Source organism: Oceanobacillus oncorhynchi, assembly GCF_000821065.1.
Taxonomy (GTDB): Bacteria; Bacillota; Bacilli; order Bacillales; family Amphibacillaceae; genus Oceanobacillus; species Oceanobacillus oncorhynchi.
The window spans coordinates 2,375,308-2,394,527 of sequence record NZ_CDGG01000001.1 but is presented as its reverse complement, the minus strand read 5'-3'; the positions used below and the strand labels follow the sequence as shown (position 1 = coordinate 2,394,527).

Here is a 19,220-nt window from a genome sequence, read left to right as displayed (position 1 = left end):
TTTTACTGCTAGTTAAGCCGCGGATAATGTATGAATGACCAATTTTGTTTTTAAGCATTGGTGTTGGTATGGGACTGCGATTACCAATGTTGTCAGGTTAATGAGTTTATTGAATATTATATTTGTTACAAATGGGTAGTAAAAAACTATCTAGCGAAGGAAAAATACAGAGGCTCGAATGGGAAAGCGTAGGGTGAAGACCCGTAGAAAAAAAGCGAACTTCTTTTTTTGAGGAGGCTGAGCACAAGCCCATGGAAAGCGTAGTGTTTCTTCGCAGCGGCGTATTACTCTGACATCATTGCTGCGATTACTCGCCCCACCAAGTTCGTTGCATCCTCATCATTTAATACATATAATAAATTTACGGAAACAAGTTACCTTAAGGAAAAATTGGGGGCACAGTCTATATGGATAATAAGGAAAATGAAAAATATATCATTCACTGTCAAAATGAATTTGACCCATTACAGCAAGTCATCGTTGTCCCGCCAGATTATATGAAAATTACAACGGTTATTAATGAAACACAGGCTTATTATGCAACCGAGAATATTGATATAAAAAAAGCAACCGAACAACATGATTTCTTTGTAAAAACGCTGGAGGATAACGATGTCGAAGTCATTTCCCTCCCGGCAAAGCCAAATTTAAATGAGCAAGTTTTTACCCGGGACATTGGTTTTACACTTCATGATACATTATTCGCGGCTAATATGGACCGGGATATTCGCAAGGAAGAAACCATTCTTTTAAAAAAGTGGCTTCGGGACAAACAACTGGACTATATTTCTTTTTCCAACACAAGTATAGAGGGCGGAGATGTGATTCTTGACAACAATCGTATTTGGATTGGCTTAAGCCAGCGCACAAATCAGGCAGCAATCGATTATCTCTGTGAGCAATTCCCTCATCTGGAGGTTACCGCTGTTCCATTGCAGGAGGATATTCTTCATTTGGATTGTGTATTTAATATCCTGGAGGGCGCACAGGCGTTAATTTACCGGGATGGAATGAGTGAAGCTGCCTATCAAATGATGAAGGAGCATTATACATTAATCGAAGTAACCAAAGAGGAACAATTTAGTATGGCGCCAAACATCCTGTCTATCGGAGATAAAAAAGTAATCAGCCTTCCTGAAAATAAACGGGTGAATCATCTATTGAAAGAGCTTGGCTATCATATTATAGAAGTTCCTTTTTCTGAAATTATTAAATCCGGAGGATCCTTCCGATGCTGTACGCTTCCCCTTTATCGGAAGAAGTCATCTTAAACTGCGGGCGCTGATGCAAATAGATCAGCTTTCGCAGTTTTTTTGCAGTCATCTTCCCCCTTTAGCAGGACCTTTTCACCCTTTATTTGTACTTATAATCATTCGATTACGTGAAACATCTTTTTTCTTTTATCAAAAAGGAGTATAATAGATTAATATGGGTAACTGTTTATTTAAATAACAGCTGGACCGTTATTTTTAGAGAATTCTATTTTGTAAGAGTATACATGCAAGAATTTTAGTTTAGGAAGGTTTGTGACGATGATGAGGAAAGATACGAATCAAACAGATGTCATTTTAATCGGTGGTGGAATCATGAGTGCCACGATTGGCTCCTTATTAAAAACACTGCAACCGGAATGGCAGATTAATGTTTTTGAAAAACTTGACCAGACTGCGCGGGAAAGTTCGGATGCATGGAATAATGCCGGCACAGGACACTCGGCTCTATGCGAAATGAACTATACACCAGAACAGGCAGATGGCACGCTTGATATTACGAAAGCAATAAAAATAAATGAACAATTTCAACTTTCGAAACAATATTGGTCTTACCTGGTGAAACAGGGTATATTAGAAAACCCTGGTGATTTTATTCAAAACGTACCGCATTTAAGCTTTGTAGAAGGCGAAAAAAATGTGGAATTTCTAAAGAAACGTGTAGAAGCTCTAAAGGATAATCCATTATTTGAAGGCATGGAGATTACGGATGATGAAGAAAAGTTAAAAGAATGGATTCCGCTTATGATGGATGGACGTAATGATAATGAGGCTATTGCCGCTTCCAAAATTGAGTCAGGTACCGATATCAATTTTGGAAGCTTAACGCGAAAACTGTTTGATCAACTGGAGGAACAAGGCGGGACACGGCTCTACTTTAAGCATGAGGTAGAATCGATTACTCGTACGAAAGATCAATTATGGAAAGTGAAAGTTAAGAATCTATTCAACGGCAAAGTTTCTTATCATAAAGCACGATTTGTATTTATTGGTGCTGGAGGCGGCAGTTTGCCTTTATTACAAAAAACAAATATCCCGGAATCAAAGCATATTGGCGGATTCCCGGTGAGCGGATTATTTATGGTTTGTAATAATCCGGAAGTTGTTGAACAGCATCACGCGAAGGTTTATGGAAAAGCAAAAGTCGGTGCTCCGCCAATGTCTGTCCCGCATTTAGATACTCGGTTTATTAACGGAAAACGCTCCTTATTATTTGGTCCTTTCGCTGGATTTTCACCGAAGTTTTTAAAAACCGGTTCAAACTTGGATTTATTTGGATCTATCAAGCCAAATAATTTAACCACTATGCTGGCAGCCGGGGCGAAGGAAATGGACCTGACAAAATATCTTATTCAGCAGGTGCTCCTGTCAGATGAAAAAAGAATGGAAGACTTACGCGAATTCATTCCTAATGCCAAGAGCGGAGAATGGGATATTGTAGTTGCTGGTCAGCGGGTACAGGTTATTAAGGATACCGATACAGGCGGAAAAGGGACCCTTCAATTCGGGACCGAGGTAATCACTGCAGAAGATGGTTCGATTGCGGCTTTACTCGGCGCTTCCCCTGGAGCATCTGTCTCTGTTGATGTCATGCTTGATGTACTTCAGCGCTGCTTCCCGCATCATTTCACAAAATGGGAGCCGAAAATCAAGGAAATGATTCCATCATACGGTGTTTCGTTATCCGATCACCCTGATTTATTTGCTGATTTAAACAAGGAAATGAATGACACATTGCAATTAGAAGCAGAAAAGGAAGTATTATTAAGCTAAGAAGGTTCATACGAATGAATAATAAAAGGACTTCGCTTCTATAAAAATACTAGAATCGAAGTCTTTTTAATTTAAATTACTTTTATCGGAGTCCAAGACACAGCATTCAATATAAAGGATGACAGCTCTTCTTTATATTTTTCCACTTCCTCCGGAGAATGCTGAAATAAAATCAAGCCTCTTGCCGTAGATTCAATTAAAGATATTACAAATTCACTATAATAATCCGGATGGATATCTTCCCGGATTTCTCCATTTGCTTTTGCAGCCTTCAGATAGTCAGCAATCAGATCATATAATGGACGATAAATGACCTTCCACTTATCGATATCCCCGCTTCTGGTAATCCCTGCGTAAACAATCGAAGGGATTGTTCTATCTTCCTGGTTCACTTCAAAAATACGATCTATTGCCAGGCGTAAATTAGCATCCAGCCCAGCTTCTATATCTCCATGCTCTGTAAGGTATTGCGTATAATTGGAGATGATTTGCTGTGCTAAATCCGGGAGAACATCCATTTTGCTGTTATAGTATAAATAAAATGTTCCTTGAGCAATCCCGGCTTTTTTCACAATCTGGGAGACACGCGTATCTTCCAGCCCTTTTTCTTTAAAAATCTGATAGGCACTCTCTAAAATAAGCTCTTTTTTATTTGATATTCTAGCCACTACTATGCCCCCTTTTGAAAATTTTAAAACTGACTGATTGTCATTCATTTATTTTTATGATACCATACTTCTAGTAAAAGATGAACATTAAAAAATTAAAAGTACTGATTCTGGCAGCCATTGGATACTTCAATCTGTATGTATAAAGCATAAAATAAGACACATAACCAAAATCTATAGGTGAGAAACTACATTGAATTTATTATGTGCAACCGCCAGAGGAAGACAACATATTTATTCTTTTATATCAACTATAGATGTTAGCATTGATTCTGAAATAATAACACATTTTATAATTTTTTATTTACCCGATCGAGAAAAGAGGAGAATTTTTTTGAAAAAAGCTTTTAAAATTACTAAACAAGATATGAAAAACATCATTCGGGTTCCTTCTGTTCTTATTTTAATTATTGGGTTAGCCATCCTCCCTTCTTTTTATGCCTGGTTTAATATAAAAGCATCCTGGGACCCTTACTCCAATACAGAGGGAATCAAAATTGGCGTAGTCAGTGATGATACCGGGACGGAAGTGGAAGACCAATCCATTAATATGGGAGACGAACTGATAGAAAACTTAAAGGAAAATGATTCGTTAGGCTGGCAGTTCGATGATTCCATTGAAGAAGCAGATGAAAAGGTATATACAGGAGAATACTTTGCCACAATTCATATTCCTGAAAGCTTTTCGGAGGATGTAGCCAGTATACTTAATGAAGAACCAAGGAGCGCCATCGTCCAATATAAAGTGAATGAAAAGGTCAATGCCATTGCTCCTAAAATGACCAGCACCGGAGCTACACAAATCACAGAAACCATTAATGATGAATTTGTGCAGACAACGGCAAAAACATTGCTGGAAGAATTTAATAACGCAGGGATAGAGCTTGAAGAAAATCTGCCTACCATGCAAAAAATAAGAGATGCTGTTTATAATCTGCATGATCACATTGATGATATTGATGAAGCAGGCGACCTTATTGTTCAGTTAGACGAAGATCAAGATACGATTCAGAACTATGCAGATACATTAGACAGCTTACAGGAGTACGAGTCGAACATTCGGGAAGGCGGAGATCAGATTCTGACTGCCCAGTCTCATCTGGATGATATCAATCGGCTTGGAAATGCAGTGGTTGAATTAAATCAATCCATGCCTGACATCGAAAATGCTTTAACTCGAATCAGCTCTATCCAGCAATATTTCCCTGCGATTAATCAGGGACTGGAGGATGCTTATGCAGCAAGTATTACTGCCGGCGATACGCTAGCAGATGTACAAGAACGTATTCCAGAGATCAATAATCAAATTCAGGACTATCAAAATCAGGTTGATAATGCACAGGACACGTTAGAAGAGGCCGAACAAGCAACCGATGAAGTATCAGAGCTTGTCAACAGCCGAATCAATGAAGCGGAGGAAATTATCAATGGACTGCCTTCCTTTGATTTTAATACAGAAGAATCCGTAACACCTGATTTTGTGAATAACGTAAAGGATTCAGTTGGTGATTCTCAAGGTAAGCTGGAAGAAATGCTAGAAGAGCTTCGTAATTCAGACAGTCTGGAATCAAATGAGTCCTTAGATAAATTAAGCAGTACTGCTGACGGAACAAAAGAGCAAGGAAATGAACTTTCTGCTGAATTAGAGGATATGCTTACTAAAATAGAAGCGGATAATTTTACGGAAGAAGATATAACTACGTTAAATGAGGCAATAGCTGATTACCAATCCTCTTTCGATGAGGTCAAAGAAGATTTAGCAAATGCTGAATTTGTTCCAGATACCTCACAAAATGAAGAGAACGAAGAAACCGATGAGAATAGTGACAATGCCGAAGAAGGTACCGAAGAGAATAACGAAGAAAGCAGCAATGACGCGGAAGAAAACACAGAACAAGAAAGCGAAGAAAATAATGATAATGCTGCAGAAGAAACAGAGCAATCCGAAGATACACCGGAAACGCAGCAGCGTGATGAAGAAATCGACCAAGTCATTAATGAACTTCATGACGATACGATGCAGGCTTTTGATGAAATTTCCAATGTATTGGATCAAAATATAGACCTTGCTAAAAGCAATATACAGCAACTGCCTGAATTGATTGCCATGAAGGAAAATCCTGACCGGGCAGAGTATGCAGAAGAGCAACTTCAAGCGATTCAGGACAGTATTGAAGGGCTTCAATCCTCTATTACAAGCACGGAGAACTCACTTGCTTTATTAGAAACTCCGGAGAATAAAGAGGAGTTGGATAACATTCAAGAGGCTCTTGAAAGCGGCGATTTTAATTTAAATAATGTCATTGATTTTCTGGAAAACGGAAATTTAGACCTTAGCCAGTTAGAAGACGTGAAGGATAACGCCATAAATGATTTGAATACGTTACAAACCTTTAACGAGGACACATTAGAACCATTTGTGAATAATGCTTTCACTACGTTAGAAAATAGGTTAAATGATGCAGATTCCAAGTTAAGTGCCGCATTGGAATATACTGATTTAGCTTCTAATTATTTATCGGAAGCAGCAACAGTTGTTAATGATTCCCAATATTATTTAAACCTTTTAAATGAGAACTTACCATATTATGAAGAACAATTCAGTGATGTCTCTGATACTGTAAATCAACACTTCCCTGAATTTAAAAATGGTGTGGATATGGCAAGCGGCTTTTTCCAGAATGATATGCCGCATTTAGAAGATGAAATAAATAATTTAGCCGGCTTTGTTACAAACGATATGGATGATTTAATTGCCCAATATGAGAATTTGAATTCCCTTGTGCAGGATAATTTACCGGAAGCGCAGGAAGCTATTGGAGAAATGGCCGACTTTATCCGTGATGATTGGCCAGGATACAAAGAGGATATTCAAAATGCCTATGACCGGATAAAACAGATGGAAGACGATCAAATTATCGAGGAATTAATTGCTGCATTGCAGAATGACTTGAGTGATGAAACAGAGTATTTCTCCCGTCCGGTACAACTGGATGAAGAAAAATTATTCCCTATCCCGAACTACGGTTCAGCCAACACACCATTCTACACTGTGCTGGCAATATGGGTTGGTGCATTACTGCTTTGTAATTTGATTACAACGGATCTAAAAGATAAAAATAGAGAAGAATTCAGCTTAAGAGATATTTATCTTGGCCGAATGACCTTGTTCTTGATTGTAGCTATTTTACAAGCGGTCATTGTTTCGCTCGGCAATATCTTTATACTCGATGCTTATATGGCACACCCTGTTTACTTTACACTCTTTAGCGTCTTGATTGCGTTAGCGTTTATGATTATCGTATACACGTTAGTTTCCTTATTTGGAAACGTCGGAAAGGCGATTGCGATTATCTTTATGATTCTGCAATTATCAGGCGGCGGCGGAATGTTTCCAATCCAAGTAGCGCCGGAATTTTTCCAGGCTATTCACCCATTCCTGCCGTTCACGTATGCTATTGATATTCTAAGAGAAGCGACCGGCGGTATTGTATGGTCTGTTGTTTACAACCGATTCCTTATACTGGCGATTTTCCCGGCTATCTTTATTCTGTTAGGATATACTTTCCGGCCATGGATTGCACCGCGTGTTCATAAAGCCTATCTTAAGAGCAAGAAAAGTAATATGATTGATTAACAAAATGATGATCATGTAATAATATTAAGATTACAAACAGCCTGGCCAGCGCTTTGCCGGGCTGTTTTTTTATGCAATCCTACTTTTTCTATTTAGAAGGGACAGACAACAAAAATCTTTTTTCATCAACGGGTCGCGTTCCAGATTATCAAGATTTTCAAGAAAGGAAATATGCTTTCAAAACGCCCTTTAACGAATGACACGTTTTCTGATAAAATGATTAGTATCTTTTCTTTTTTAAAGGCTGTTCAAAATGGAGAATAACAACGGAGGTTTATAGTGAAGTATTTCATAATGATTTTACAAATTGGTATTTTATTTCTTTTTAATTTTATTGGCCAGCTTATTCAAGGCTTCTTCTCCCTGAGTATTCCCGGCAGTCTTATTGGGATGCTGCTGCTTTTCAGCCTGTTATTTTTCAAAATAATTCCTTTAACGTGGATGCAGGCTGGTGTTGATTTTCTTTTAAAAGATATCCCATTTTTCTTTATCCCGGTTACCATTGGAATTATCCAGTACTTAACCTTTTTTTATGGCAAAGGCAGCTTGACCATTCTATTGGTTATTGTTAGTACCTTTATTGTTATCGGTGTCAGTGGGATTGTAACAAATTTCATCTTAAAAAAAGAGGTGAAATCCTATGACTAATTTCTTTATTGGGATAACGGCAATTGCAGGAACGTTTATCCTGTACCGGTTATCCAAGAGGATATATCGAAGGAAACCAAGCCCATTTACCATGCCTATTTTCCTTTGTACGGCAAGTATGGTCATTTTCTTATCCTTAACAGGAATCTCTTATGAAACCTATATGATTGGCGGGCAGTGGATTGATCTTTTTCTCGGTCCTATCGTTGTCTCTCTGGCTGTTCCTTTATACAGAGAAATTCACTTAATCAAAAAATATGCAGGTGCGATAGGTATCGGTATATTTGCCGGTTCTCTGACCGGTGTTTTTACTGGAATAGCAGGAGCAAAGCTATTAGGTTTTGATGACTGGCTGATTCAGACTGTTGCTGCTAAATCTGTAACTGCTCCTATTGCGATCAGTATTACGGACACAGCAGGCGGGAATATTTCCCTAATTGCTGTATTCGTTATGTTAGCTGGTGTCAGCGGAGCAATGTTTGGGCCTGTTATTTTAAAAATTTGCCGGATTGAGCATCCCATTGCTAAAGGACTCAGTATTGGAACGGCTTCTCATGCAATAGGGACGGCAAAAGTATTAGAGGACAGTGAAATGGAAGGCGCCATCAGTGCTTTATCTATGACACTCAGTGCTGTGGTTGTTTCTTTTCTTGTTCCGATATTCTTATTATTATTTATTACATCATGAAAACATTCGTTATTTTTGTACATAAAAGGTACGCTGTATCTTGTTTCTGTATTGCGCTGTTATTACTTAGCAATGCAAGGAGGTGGCTTTGTTGAAAAGGGTTTGGCTATTCTTTGGATTGGCTGGCATACTGCTTCTTTCCGGCTGTTTTAATAAAAGTCAAAAAGGCGATGAACTGATTGCCTTTTATAATCATTGGATGGAGAACTGGGAGATAGATAGTTCTACATACTCCTCTCTTAATTGGGCAGAGGATGCCGAAGAAATGTTACTTATTATCGAAAACGATATATTGCCTGTTTTAACAAAAAGTGTTGACTATCTGGAGCAGACAGATTTGGAATATCGTGCTGTTAATGATTTAAACGAATTACTATTAGACAGAGAGTCTTATTTATTAGCATTATTCCAAGAGCTTGCTGATGAGTTAAACCCTGACAGTACGGAATCAGAAACAGAAATTGCTTTGGAGAAATTCAATGAAAACAGCATGCCAATTGCTGATAAAAATAAAGAATTTGCAGAGAGCTTAGATACGTTAATGGATAAATATCATGTCTATTGGATTACCGAGTATGACTCAAATGGAGAAGAATTAGAAAGATTAGGAAAGGACAGATAAGGAAGGCAGAAAGGAAGGAACGCTTTGCGAAATATTTTTGGGTCTGTGCTATATTTATGTATCTTTATTATATTATCTGGCTGCGTTGATTCTCATGACAAGGCAGAAGTGGGAAGCCTGGACGTACTGGAAGACTTTATTCATGAATTAAATCACGGCGACCTTATTATTGATTCAGATGATCCGGAAGAGGTCATCGAAACAGTTGACGATCAGCTGGGCGAATATTTTTCAGGTGATTTTTCCAGAAAAGTTGCCTATCAAATCCGAAACAGCATGGAAGGAAATCCGGATTATGAAGAAACTCCTGAAAATATCACTTTTTTTCTAACAAATACGGGTGACGGATTCCGCTATTCTCAAATTGAAGCTTCCAGAAGAAAAGGCGTATCATCCTGGCTGACACAGGACGATAAAATCGTAGGCACAGAGATTCGTATCACCTTGCCATCCGATATTCCTGATCAGGGTTCCAAATACGAGCTGTACGACAATATTACGATGATGAAAATAGATAATAAATGGTACATCGATGATATTGAATATTTTGATGAGAGATATGTTCAATGAATCCAGCAAAATGATTCAAAGCGCCGTAATCTTTAAAGTGATTAGGCGCTTTTGGCAGCTTCAATCGTTCTACAAACTCATCTTCCTATTTCAGAATCCAGCAAATCTGTAATAAACATATGTCCTGGAGCATGTGTGATCATTATTTCAATTTTTGCTTGAAGTGCTACAAGCTGCGGTGTTACACCACACGCCCAAAACACTGGAATTTCATCTTCCTTTATTTCTACAGGATCACCATATTCAGGGGCCTGCAGGTTTTTGATTCCCAGCTTCTCTGGATAACCAACCTGTACCGGTGCGCCATGCATCGTTGGGAAGGCCGATGTGATTTGAACAGCTGCGGGCACATGATCTGCGCGAATCGGACGCATGGAAACCACCAGATTCCCTTGAAAGTCCCCTGCCCCATGACAGGGCACATTGGTTTCATACATCGTAACATTTTGTTTGTTTTCTATATGCCTCAAAGGAATTCCAGCCGCCCTTAAAGCATTTTCAAAGGTAAAGCTGCATCCAATCAAAAAGCTGATAAAATCCTCACGCCATTCTTCTGTAATATCCATCACTTCATCTGCCAGCTTCCCGTGTCTAAAAATTCGATATCTCGGAATATCCGTTCTGATATCTGCATCCGGCGCAGAGCTTACAGGTGTATAGGAGCCAGCATCCGTCACTTCAATCAATGGGCAAGACTTCGGATTTCGCATACAAAATAAGAGAAAGTCATACGCATGCTTCTTTGGAACAATGACCAGGTTTGCCTGTACATGAGTTGGAGCCAGCCCTGCTGTGGGTTTAGTCCACTCTCCTTTTCGAATAGCCATTCTTTCCTTTAACACTGCTATCACCTCTGCAAAAATATTTTATTTGAAGTAAAAACTGTTCTCTTTCCCTATAAAGTTTTTGTGCCTCTTCGACATCTACCTCCCGGAAACAAATTTTGCCGCCCGGGACAAGCTGAGCTACTTTGGAAAGGTCAACAGAAATAACTGTAGCAATTCTCGTATATCCCCCAGTCGTTTGCCGGTCAGCCATCAATATGATTGGCTGGCCATTCACCGGCACTTGCACACCTCCAAACGGAATGGCATCCGACCAAATATCTGCTCCATTTTTATGAGCAATAGCCTTGGATTTAAGCCGATACCCCATCCGGTCTGCCTGCGGACTAACAAGATGTACGTTATTGAAAAAGTTATCTATTCCTTCCTTTGTAAATCGCTCCATATGTGGACCTTTCACGACACGAAGCTCTACCTCCTTGCGGTACCTGGGGATTTCTGTATGCATTAATCCAACTCCTGCTTTTCCATTCACCGCATAACCGAAAATCGTATCTTTCTTTTCAACGTGCTTCCCAATTCCAGCTTTTTGGTAAGTTGATTTACTACCCATAACTACTGGTGAGTCAAACCCGCCCGAAACAGATAAATAAGTCCGCACCCCCGATTGAGGAGCGCCAAACGTCACATAATCATCCTTTTTAAGCTGGATTGATTTCCACATCGGTGCGGCTTTGCCATTTATCATAGGACTTAAATCTGCGCCACAAATAGCTATCGTTGCTTCCGATAATACAACCAGCTCCGGACCCATCATGGTTATTTCCAGACAGGCCTCATCTCTTCTATTTCCCACTAAGAGATTGGCTGTCTGCAAAGCGAATGGATCCATTGCTCCGGAGACAACAACCCCGTATTTTTGAAAGCCGGTTCTTCCCAAGTCTTGGATGGTTGTTAACAGTCCCGGTTTAATTACTTTAAAAAGCGGCTGCTGCTCCGCTTTATTCTCCAACACGTTTCATCCGAATCCCTTCTTGTTCCAAACGCTGCCGCAATTCCTTTGCAAACAGAAGGGCATGCTGTCCATCTCCATGGACGCAGATGGTGTCGGCTTCCACCTGGACTTCCTCTCCATCAACGGAGGTGACTTTTCCTTCAAAAACCATACTGCGTACTTGTTCAATTGCTTTTTCTACCTCTGTAATCATTGCATTTTTTTCTGTTCGAGCTGTCAACGAGCCATCCGATTGATACGTTCTGTCAGCAAATACTTCTGAGGCTGTTTTTAATCCGTATTTTTTTCCCGCACGAATCAATTCACTTCCTGATGACCCAAAGAGAATTAATTGTTCATCTACTTGAGCTGTCGCCTTCGCAATTGCTTCAGCAATCTCCCGGTCTTTCGCTGCCATATTGAACAAAGCTCCATGCGGTTTCACATGCTGCATAGGCACCTCATGAATATTACAAAAGGCCTTTAAAGCACCAATTTGGTAAGCTGTTAAATGAAAAACTTCATCTGGATCCACTTGAATGGCTCTTCTGCCAAAACCAATCAAATCTGGAAAGCCTGGATGGGCTCCAACCCCTACCTGCTTTTCTTTAGCCATTTTAACGGTTTTTCCCATAACATTATAATCTCCGGCATGAAAGCCGCAAGCAATGTTTGCAGAGGTGACTACCTCCAAAATTTCGTTATCAAGACCTATCGTATAAGCTCCAAAACTCTCCCCCAAGTCACTGTTTAAATCAATGCTTCTTTGTTTCATCATGGAACACTTCCTTTCTCACTTTATAGCTGCCGTTCTTTACCGCTTGTTCTATTGCTTCATACTCCTCTTCCGTAATCGAAACAAAGCGGATTTTATCTCCTGCCTGAAATAAAAATGGATTCTCTTGGGAAGAATCAAACAAGGTGACAGGTGTACGTCCTATAATATTTGCACCGCCCGGGGACTGTAATGAGTATATCACCGTTTGCTCCCCGGCGATTCCTACCGATCCTGCCGGCACATGTAATCTCGGGCTTTCCAGCCGCGGTGTGCAAATGGATTTAGACAGTCCGCCCATATAAGGAAAGCCCGGCAGAAATCCCATCATATAAATAAGATAATCTGTACCTGAATGATTCTCAATCACTTCTTCTTTTGTTAATTGATTAGAAACGGCGACATGGTCTAAATCAGAACCAGCTTCCCCGCCGTACAAAGTTGGAATAAATATCCGATTCCTCTGCTCCACTTTATCCCGTGATGCATAACTGGATAAAGTGGATAATTCTTCACAGATTGCATGATACGTAAGCTGGTCCGGCAAATAATAGACAGAAACGGAATCATAGGCAGGAACCCATTCTACAATACCTTTAATACGCTCTTTTTTTAGCAGAAGGCAAAAGCTCCTGATCTTTTTATTTAGCCGGGAGGAAACCTGTTCGCAAAACTGTACCCGTATCCCTGTATCTCCTAACGGCTGAAAGATGATATTTTGCATAGCAATTCCTCCAGCTAACCTATTATATTAAATGATAATAAAGCCAAAAGTACCGTAATGGCAAATACAACCCAGCCTGCAATATTTATCCATAGCTTGTTGACGTTCTCGGCCAGCATTCGGCGGTTGTTCATGACAAACAACAAAAATAGAACGATAACAGGCAAAATTAAGCCATTTGCATATTGAGAAAACACAATAATTTCAATCGGACTGTATCCCAAACCTGAAAAAATGATTCCAATTAAAATAATAACCATCCAAATGGCTCTGAATTTCATGGATTTTAAATTCCTGTCCCAGCCAAAAACGCCTGAAATAGCATAGGCTGCTCCTAGTGGCGCCGTCATCGTTGATGTAACACCTGCAGCAAAAATACCAATCGAGAATACATATTTTGCCCAAGAACCAAGCAGCGGCTCTAATTGAATAGCCATTTCAGCTGGATTATCAATTGTTGTGCCAAGAGGAAAAGCCATTGCGGCAGTGATTACAATCGAGGCCGTAACAATACCGACCACAATCAGCGATGTAACAATGTCGAACCGGCTTTCCCCTATCCCGCTTTTATCCTTCCACCGCTCCTGAACCGTTGCTGACTGCAAAAAAAGCGTATACGGAACAATCGTTGTACCGATTAAGGAAATCACTAGGATAATAGCGCCATCCGGAATTGTCGGTATAAATGCACCTTCAAAAATAGCCGATAAATCAGGTTTAACTACAATTGCCGTAATAAAAAAACTGAGTACCATTAAACCAATTAATACAATGAAAACTTTTTCAAGTATTTTGTATGTGCCAAACCAGAGCAGCAACCCGGCTGAAATACCGATAATTACGCCCCATGTCTGGATAGGGAAACCTGTTAAGGTGGTCAGACCGATGGCACCGCCGACGATATTGCCTGTCTCATAAGCTGCGTTGCCGACTCCAATAGCAGCGACAACTAATATGATTGTCAACACCCTTAATAAAGGATTTTCAAACTGTTCTCTAAAAGCTGTGCCCAAATCTTTTCTTGTAACAATTCCTAAGCGGGTGGTCATTTCCTGCAAGACCATGGTAGCAATAACGGAGAACAGCAAGGACCAAATCAAGATAAAACCGAATTGGGCACCAACCTGACTGGCTGTTGTTATCGTTCCCGGCCCGATAATAGCAGCTGCTACAATAGCGCCTGGACCGACATTCTTTAACCTTAATAAAATCTTTTTCATGGTAACTCCCCCATTGTTTATGATGTTTAAACAAACTTTCAGATTTTAAAAAAGGCTGATTTTGGCAGTATTTCATCGTTAGCTTTGCTACAATCCGAAGAAGCGTACGATGGATGACTGAAATAAGTGTAAGCAAGTCTAGTTTTGTTTTTCAACCTTTTCTGCTTCGATGTCATCCACCCGTCATCATTTCATTTAACCTCGTTAATTAAAGCGTTTTCATTTTTGACTTTAAATGTAACTCGATAAAGGAGATTTCATCAAGTTACATTCATTTTTTAGCTTGCTCTAATTAACAATTCCAGTATATTCTTTATAAGCTCACTCCAGCAACCAATTGAATTTCAACAGGTGCATTTCCCGGTAACGAGGATACACCAATTGCTGCCCTGCTGCCTATCCCCGCCTCCCCCAATTGTTCAGATAAATATTCGGAAGCAGCATTTGCCAGACTTGAATGGGATTGAAATGTTTCCTCTGCATTCACATAAAACGAAACTTCATTCAGTGGGAGTTTTTGTTCTTCTCCCACTGAATGTTAGTTGAGTGATTCAGGGAGCTAGCGTCCGTTATCTCCCGCCTAAATAAATTTATTTTTACGCTTTATTTTGAGGCGGGAGTTTTACGGACGGTTCTCCGTGATAAACGGTGAGTGATAATATCTGCATGAGTTGTTCTCCCTCCATAAGTGTGTTTACAGCAGCAGTTAAGGCATTTGCAGCTGCTTGTCTGACTGCTGGATAATAGGTTGATACAGGCTCTGCTGCAATAACTTTTCCGCTCTGAAGCAGCACACCATTCTTTCTTGGTGTCATCCCGGCTGTATAAATAATATTTCCAAACCGGGATGCAGGAAGGTATTTCCCCTGTGGAATCAGATTATTCCCTTCATTTGATGGATGCATTTCGATACGCCTCCACTACTTGGATAACACGTTCCATTGCTTCTACCGCCGCTTGATGATCCTGTGAAAAATTTATCCGAAAGCTGTCACCGAATTGTGGACCGAATTCCTTTCCTGGTGTTACGGTCACACCAGCCTGAAGACGAAGTGCTTTCACAAACTCATTGATTGAAATACCCAGTTCCGGAATTCTCGGGAATAAATAACTGCCCGCTTCTGTCGCTCTTACCTGAAACCCCTCAGCTGCACGTATTTGGGCGACCAGGTCATCACGGATTGCCTGATGCGCTTTAATTCGCTCCTCCATCCAGCCTGCCGGTTCAGAAAACCATGTTTTCAAGACGGCCTGATTATATCCGCCAGCGCGCAATGATACAATAGCCTGCAGTTTTTCCATTCGGTTAATCATTTTTTCCGATCCAAAAGCGACCCCTAACCTGTATCCGCTAAGTGATTCTGTTTTAGAAGGTCCCATAATCGTAATGACATTTTCTCGATCAATCCGGTTCTCCGCACATAAATGAGTATACGTCCTTCCTTCAAAAATTTGCCGCGAGTAGAGTTGATCAACAATCACGGTTGCCCCGTATTGCTCTGCTAAACCGGCAATCTCCTGAATTTCATCCCGGGAATAAATAACACCCGTCGGATTATTTGGATTAGAGAACAAAAAGAGTTTTACTCCTGATTGAAAAGCATCCTCCAGCTGCGTTAGCTCTAAACCGGCTGATGTGTCTGTTTTGTAATAATCCAGCTGGACAGGAACGACTTCCCCATCAAAAAATTCAACAAGCTTCCGATTGGCAAAATAGTCCGGTTCTACAATAGCAACCTTATCTCCTCTGGCCACCGTTGATCCCATTGCTAGAAATAATGCTCCTTGGGTTCCAGGTGTTAGGATAACATGTTGATCCGGGTCAATGCTTGTGTTCGTAAAATCAGCAAGCTTTTCAGCTAGCTTCTCCCGGATATCCATCCCCCCGCGATATTCTGTGTAGGCCTGCTTCCCTCCAAGATGAACTCCTTCCACAAAGGCATCTAAAGAGCCCGGAATTGGTTGAAAAGCATCCACATCCCCATGTGAAAAGTCCACCGGCCTACCGGGAATTTTCTCAAAAGGAACATCGATTTCATTCGTTTTCTGGCGTCCTTCTTGACCAGGAGCATATTCCGCACCAAGCTTTAAAAACTTTTCTTCTATCAAATCCATGATTAACCCTCTTTTCTATAATTGAAAAATAGTATACCTTTACAAAATATCTGCAAATTCATTATAGTTATAATAGTATCCCATCTTAAATACGAACTCCAATACGAAATAATTTATAACACTATAGGTATTTCTCTATACATAATTTGAGGAGGAATGAAATGCTGAAAAATATGGAATATGTATATGCAGTATATTTAAATAAGAGCTTTTCGAAAGCTGCCGGCGAATTATATATTTCTCAGCCGGCACTCAGTGCAACGATTAAAAAAGTGGAAGAAGAGATAGGTCTTCCTATTTTCGATAGAAGCAGCAATCCCATCCAATTAACAAAGGCTGGAGAATATTATATTGAATCCATCGAGACTATTATGAACATTGAAAAAGAAATGAGGAGTTATTTTAATCACTTAGCAGAGGATAATCAAGGTACCATCAGTGTTGGAGGCGCATCCTTCTTTTGCACACATATCCTGCCGAAAATCGCTCAAGAGTTTAAGGAAGAATATCCCGATTATAAGGTAAATCTTCTGGAAGCCAATGCGGATGATCTGATAAAATGTCTGCGCACAGGGATTGTTGATATGATAATCGATGTCGAGAAAAAGGACATTTCTAAAATGTTTGATTCCTTTGTCTGGGCGGAAGAACATATTTTACTGGCAGTGCCTTCAAGCTATGAAATAAATAATAAGCTTCGTAACTATCAAATCACCTTTCAAAATATAGCTAATGGAAACTATTTAAGTGAACGATATCCTAAGATAAACCTGAAAGAATTTCAGAAGGAAGATTTCCTGCTATTAAAAAAAGGGAATGACCTAAACCAGCGAAGTTTAAAAATGTGTAGAAATGCCGGTTTCACACCAACCATATCCATGTACCTTGACCAGATGCTGACTTCCTATTACATTGCCAGTAATGAAAAGGGAATCGCTTTCGTTCGGGCCAGCGTCACGCATTACTTAGAAGCAACCAATAAATTATGCTTTTACAAAATTGATGATGACAACGCCCGTCAAAATATTATGCTGTATTATAAAAAAACACAGCCGCTTCCGAAAGTCGGCACAGATTTTATTTCATTTATCAAGGAGAAAAAAATCGATCATCTGTGAGTTTTAATACGCTGTAAAAAATGATTTTGCAGAGCGCTGGGAAGCAAGTATTTCAGATTTACATGAAGCAGGAAAAGGAGTGACCGTTTTTCCCTTCTGCTCAGCAGGGGAAATGGCGGACACTCATACTGCCATAAATAAAGAATCACTTACTTGAATGAGGAGCACCAAGCAAAAATTTAATTGTTAACTTACTGTTTTAACTCTTTCCGCTATTTTTTGTGTAACACGCAGAAATGCTTCTATTTCCTCCACACTATTGCAGTGTAGGGGAGATACCCTTACAACACCGTCGAGATCAAAAGACTCTAACATTCTTTTAGAATAAATACTGGAAGCAGCACGCTCATAAACCACAATATGCTCCGCTTCATATTGTCGAACAGCCTCTTGATAATCTAAGTGATCAATTGTTATTCCGATAATCAGATCCCTCTTAGATAAATCTTCATCATCTAAATGGACGGTAACGCCAGGGATATTTCTTAATCCTTTTACTTTATCTGTGCCATGAAGTATCGCTTCCAGCAATGCTCTTTCATGTAAAGCGATCCGTGTCATTCCTTCCTCATACAGCCTTCTTCTATCCTGTTTCTCCGAAAATTTACTCCCTATCCAGCAGACATAATCGACAATTTCGCTAAGAGAAGCAAAATGACCCGGTGTGGAGCTTCCCAGCTGCAGATCACTGTCATCCTTTCCAGCTAAACGTTGATGCGGAAGCGCTGCTGCCCTTTGGGAAATATATGCAAAACCGCTTCCTCTTACCCCGAAAAATTTATATGGTGCAAAGTTAATCGCATCTACAGGGGTTTTTTCGATATCAATGATACCGTGCGGAGCATGCTGCACAGCGTCGACGATAATGTATAAATCCGGCTTGATTTTCCTGGCTTCCTTTACAATCATTTCAATATCTAAAATCGTACCTGAAATATTAGATGCATAAATCACACTTAAAAAGCTTGTATTCTCATCAATCAGTCTGGTGATTTCCGCAACATCCACACCTCCAGTTACCCGGTTTGTTTTAGCTACACGAAATTCTTTTCCCAGCTTATTTGCATAAAACTTGGCAGCATCATAAGCGGACGGATGCTCTAATTCCGTTGTCACAATATTGCTTCCCTCTATATTTTCCGCAATGACACCGGTTGCTGCAAACATTGCTTGAGACGCAGTAAAGTAAGTGGCAATACTCCCCTGCTTTGCATTAAATATCGTTCTTGCATCTTCTATGCCTCTTTGCTCCACTTCGAATAAAAATTTCGCTGTGTCATGATTGCGCAAAGGGTGGTCAGGCATCAAGTCGTACTGAGCAAATTTCTGATTGGCAGTTTTTAACCGAAAAGAACCGCCGGCATTGTCTAAAAACACCCGCTTTTTCTGTGTCAACGGATCCATATCAATATAGGCGAACCTGTCTCTAATTTCTTCTAATAATTCATTGCTAAATAATCTGCCCTTCGTTAATCCCGCCATTTTATCCCTCCAATAATTTTTAGTGGTGATACAAGCCTGCTTCAAATGAAATTTTTCGATACAAATCAGGAAGACTTTAACTTATATAATATGCTATCAGCTGTTTCTCTTTAATTTACATATTTTTTCT

General features: G+C 39.9%; 18 protein-coding genes. 8 read left to right on the top strand and 10 right to left on the bottom strand.

All coding sequences use genetic code 11. The features are described from left to right. Positions 1-407: 407 nt before the first annotated feature. Positions 408-1,271 carry a dimethylarginine dimethylaminohydrolase family protein gene (locus BN997_RS11375; RefSeq protein WP_042532358.1) on the top strand — a complete coding sequence of 288 codons (864 nt, stop codon included), beginning with the start codon at positions 408-410 and terminating at the stop codon, positions 1,269-1,271. Between the two features lie 264 nt (positions 1,272-1,535). Further along, the gene (gene mqo / locus BN997_RS11370; protein ID WP_042536033.1) at positions 1,536-3,044 is read left to right on the top strand and encodes a malate dehydrogenase (quinone); all 1,509 of its coding nucleotides are present in this window, start codon (positions 1,536-1,538) and stop codon (positions 3,042-3,044) included. A 71-nt stretch (positions 3,045-3,115) separates the two neighbouring features. Here the strand turns inward: mqo and BN997_RS11365 are convergent, their stop codons facing one another. After that, positions 3,116-3,712, bottom strand: a complete 597-nt coding sequence (locus BN997_RS11365; RefSeq protein WP_052484989.1) for a TetR/AcrR family transcriptional regulator — start codon at positions 3,710-3,712, stop codon at positions 3,116-3,118. Between the two features lie 334 nt (positions 3,713-4,046). Between BN997_RS11365 and BN997_RS11360 the strand changes: the two genes are divergently transcribed. From BN997_RS11360 to BN997_RS11340, 5 genes are all read left to right on the top strand, one after another. Continuing rightward, the gene (locus BN997_RS11360) at positions 4,047-7,349 is read left to right on the top strand and encodes a YhgE/Pip domain-containing protein (RefSeq protein ID WP_042532355.1); all 3,303 of its coding nucleotides are present in this window, start codon (positions 4,047-4,049) and stop codon (positions 7,347-7,349) included. 279 nt (positions 7,350-7,628) lie between these two features. Continuing rightward, positions 7,629-7,997 (top strand): CidA/LrgA family protein, encoded by a 369-nt coding sequence (locus tag BN997_RS11355; protein ID WP_042532353.1) that lies wholly within the window; start codon positions 7,629-7,631, stop codon positions 7,995-7,997. Beyond that, entirely contained in the window at positions 7,990-8,685 is a 696-nt protein-coding gene (locus BN997_RS11350; RefSeq protein WP_042532351.1) for an LrgB family protein, read from the top strand. Before BN997_RS11355 ends, BN997_RS11350 begins: the two co-directional genes overlap by 8 nt. A gap of 91 nt (positions 8,686-8,776) precedes the next feature. After that, positions 8,777-9,307 carry a hypothetical protein gene (locus BN997_RS11345; protein WP_042532349.1) on the top strand — a complete coding sequence of 177 codons (531 nt, stop codon included), beginning with the start codon at positions 8,777-8,779 and terminating at the stop codon, positions 9,305-9,307. Between the two features lie 24 nt (positions 9,308-9,331). After that, positions 9,332-9,877: a hypothetical protein gene (locus tag BN997_RS11340; protein WP_042532347.1), complete on the top strand. Its 546-nt coding sequence runs from the start codon at positions 9,332-9,334 to the stop codon at positions 9,875-9,877. Between the two features lie 77 nt (positions 9,878-9,954). On the opposite strand, the gene BN997_RS11335 is transcribed toward BN997_RS11340, so the two are convergent. The 8 genes from BN997_RS11335 to BN997_RS11300 all read right to left on the bottom strand — a co-directional run bounded on the left by BN997_RS11335 (position 9,955) and on the right by BN997_RS11300 (position 16,490). Beyond that, positions 9,955-10,704, bottom strand: coding sequence for a putative hydro-lyase (locus BN997_RS11335; protein WP_042536030.1), 750 nt, complete (start codon positions 10,702-10,704; stop codon positions 9,955-9,957). Then, complete coding sequence (locus BN997_RS11330; RefSeq protein WP_042532345.1) at positions 10,676-11,674, bottom strand: 5-oxoprolinase subunit C family protein; 999 nt, start codon at positions 11,672-11,674, stop codon at positions 10,676-10,678. Before BN997_RS11330 ends, BN997_RS11335 begins: the two co-directional genes overlap by 29 nt. Further along, on the bottom strand, positions 11,664-12,431 hold the full coding sequence (locus BN997_RS11325; RefSeq protein ID WP_374705744.1) for a 5-oxoprolinase subunit PxpA: 768 nt from the start codon (positions 12,429-12,431) through the stop codon (positions 11,664-11,666). Before BN997_RS11325 ends, BN997_RS11330 begins: the two co-directional genes overlap by 11 nt. Then, on the bottom strand, positions 12,412-13,155 hold the full coding sequence (pxpB, locus tag BN997_RS11320; protein WP_042532341.1) for a 5-oxoprolinase subunit PxpB: 744 nt from the start codon (positions 13,153-13,155) through the stop codon (positions 12,412-12,414). The genes BN997_RS11325 and pxpB overlap by 20 nt, the downstream gene beginning before the upstream one ends. A gap of 14 nt (positions 13,156-13,169) precedes the next feature. Continuing rightward, on the bottom strand, positions 13,170-14,375 hold the full coding sequence (locus tag BN997_RS11315; RefSeq protein ID WP_042532339.1) for an Nramp family divalent metal transporter: 1,206 nt from the start codon (positions 14,373-14,375) through the stop codon (positions 13,170-13,172). Between the two features lie 313 nt (positions 14,376-14,688). Next, the gene (locus BN997_RS23205; RefSeq protein WP_175297037.1) at positions 14,689-14,862 is read right to left on the bottom strand and encodes a RidA family protein; all 174 of its coding nucleotides are present in this window, start codon (positions 14,860-14,862) and stop codon (positions 14,689-14,691) included. A 109-nt stretch (positions 14,863-14,971) separates the two neighbouring features. Then, on the bottom strand, positions 14,972-15,280 hold the full coding sequence (locus BN997_RS11305; protein WP_052484987.1) for a RidA family protein: 309 nt from the start codon (positions 15,278-15,280) through the stop codon (positions 14,972-14,974). Then, positions 15,264-16,490: a pyridoxal phosphate-dependent aminotransferase gene (locus BN997_RS11300; RefSeq protein ID WP_042532337.1), complete on the bottom strand. Its 1,227-nt coding sequence runs from the start codon at positions 16,488-16,490 to the stop codon at positions 15,264-15,266. Before BN997_RS11300 ends, BN997_RS11305 begins: the two co-directional genes overlap by 17 nt. Before the next feature lie 161 nt (positions 16,491-16,651). Between BN997_RS11300 and BN997_RS11295 the strand changes: the two genes are divergently transcribed. Further along, positions 16,652-17,608: a LysR family transcriptional regulator gene (locus BN997_RS11295; protein ID WP_052484986.1), complete on the top strand. Its 957-nt coding sequence runs from the start codon at positions 16,652-16,654 to the stop codon at positions 17,606-17,608. A gap of 186 nt (positions 17,609-17,794) precedes the next feature. On the opposite strand, the gene BN997_RS11290 is transcribed toward BN997_RS11295, so the two are convergent. After that, a complete protein-coding gene (locus BN997_RS11290) occupies positions 17,795-19,090 on the bottom strand; it encodes an aminotransferase class V-fold PLP-dependent enzyme (protein ID WP_042532335.1) in 1,296 nt (431 codons plus the stop codon). Positions 19,091-19,220: the final 130 nt, after the last annotated feature.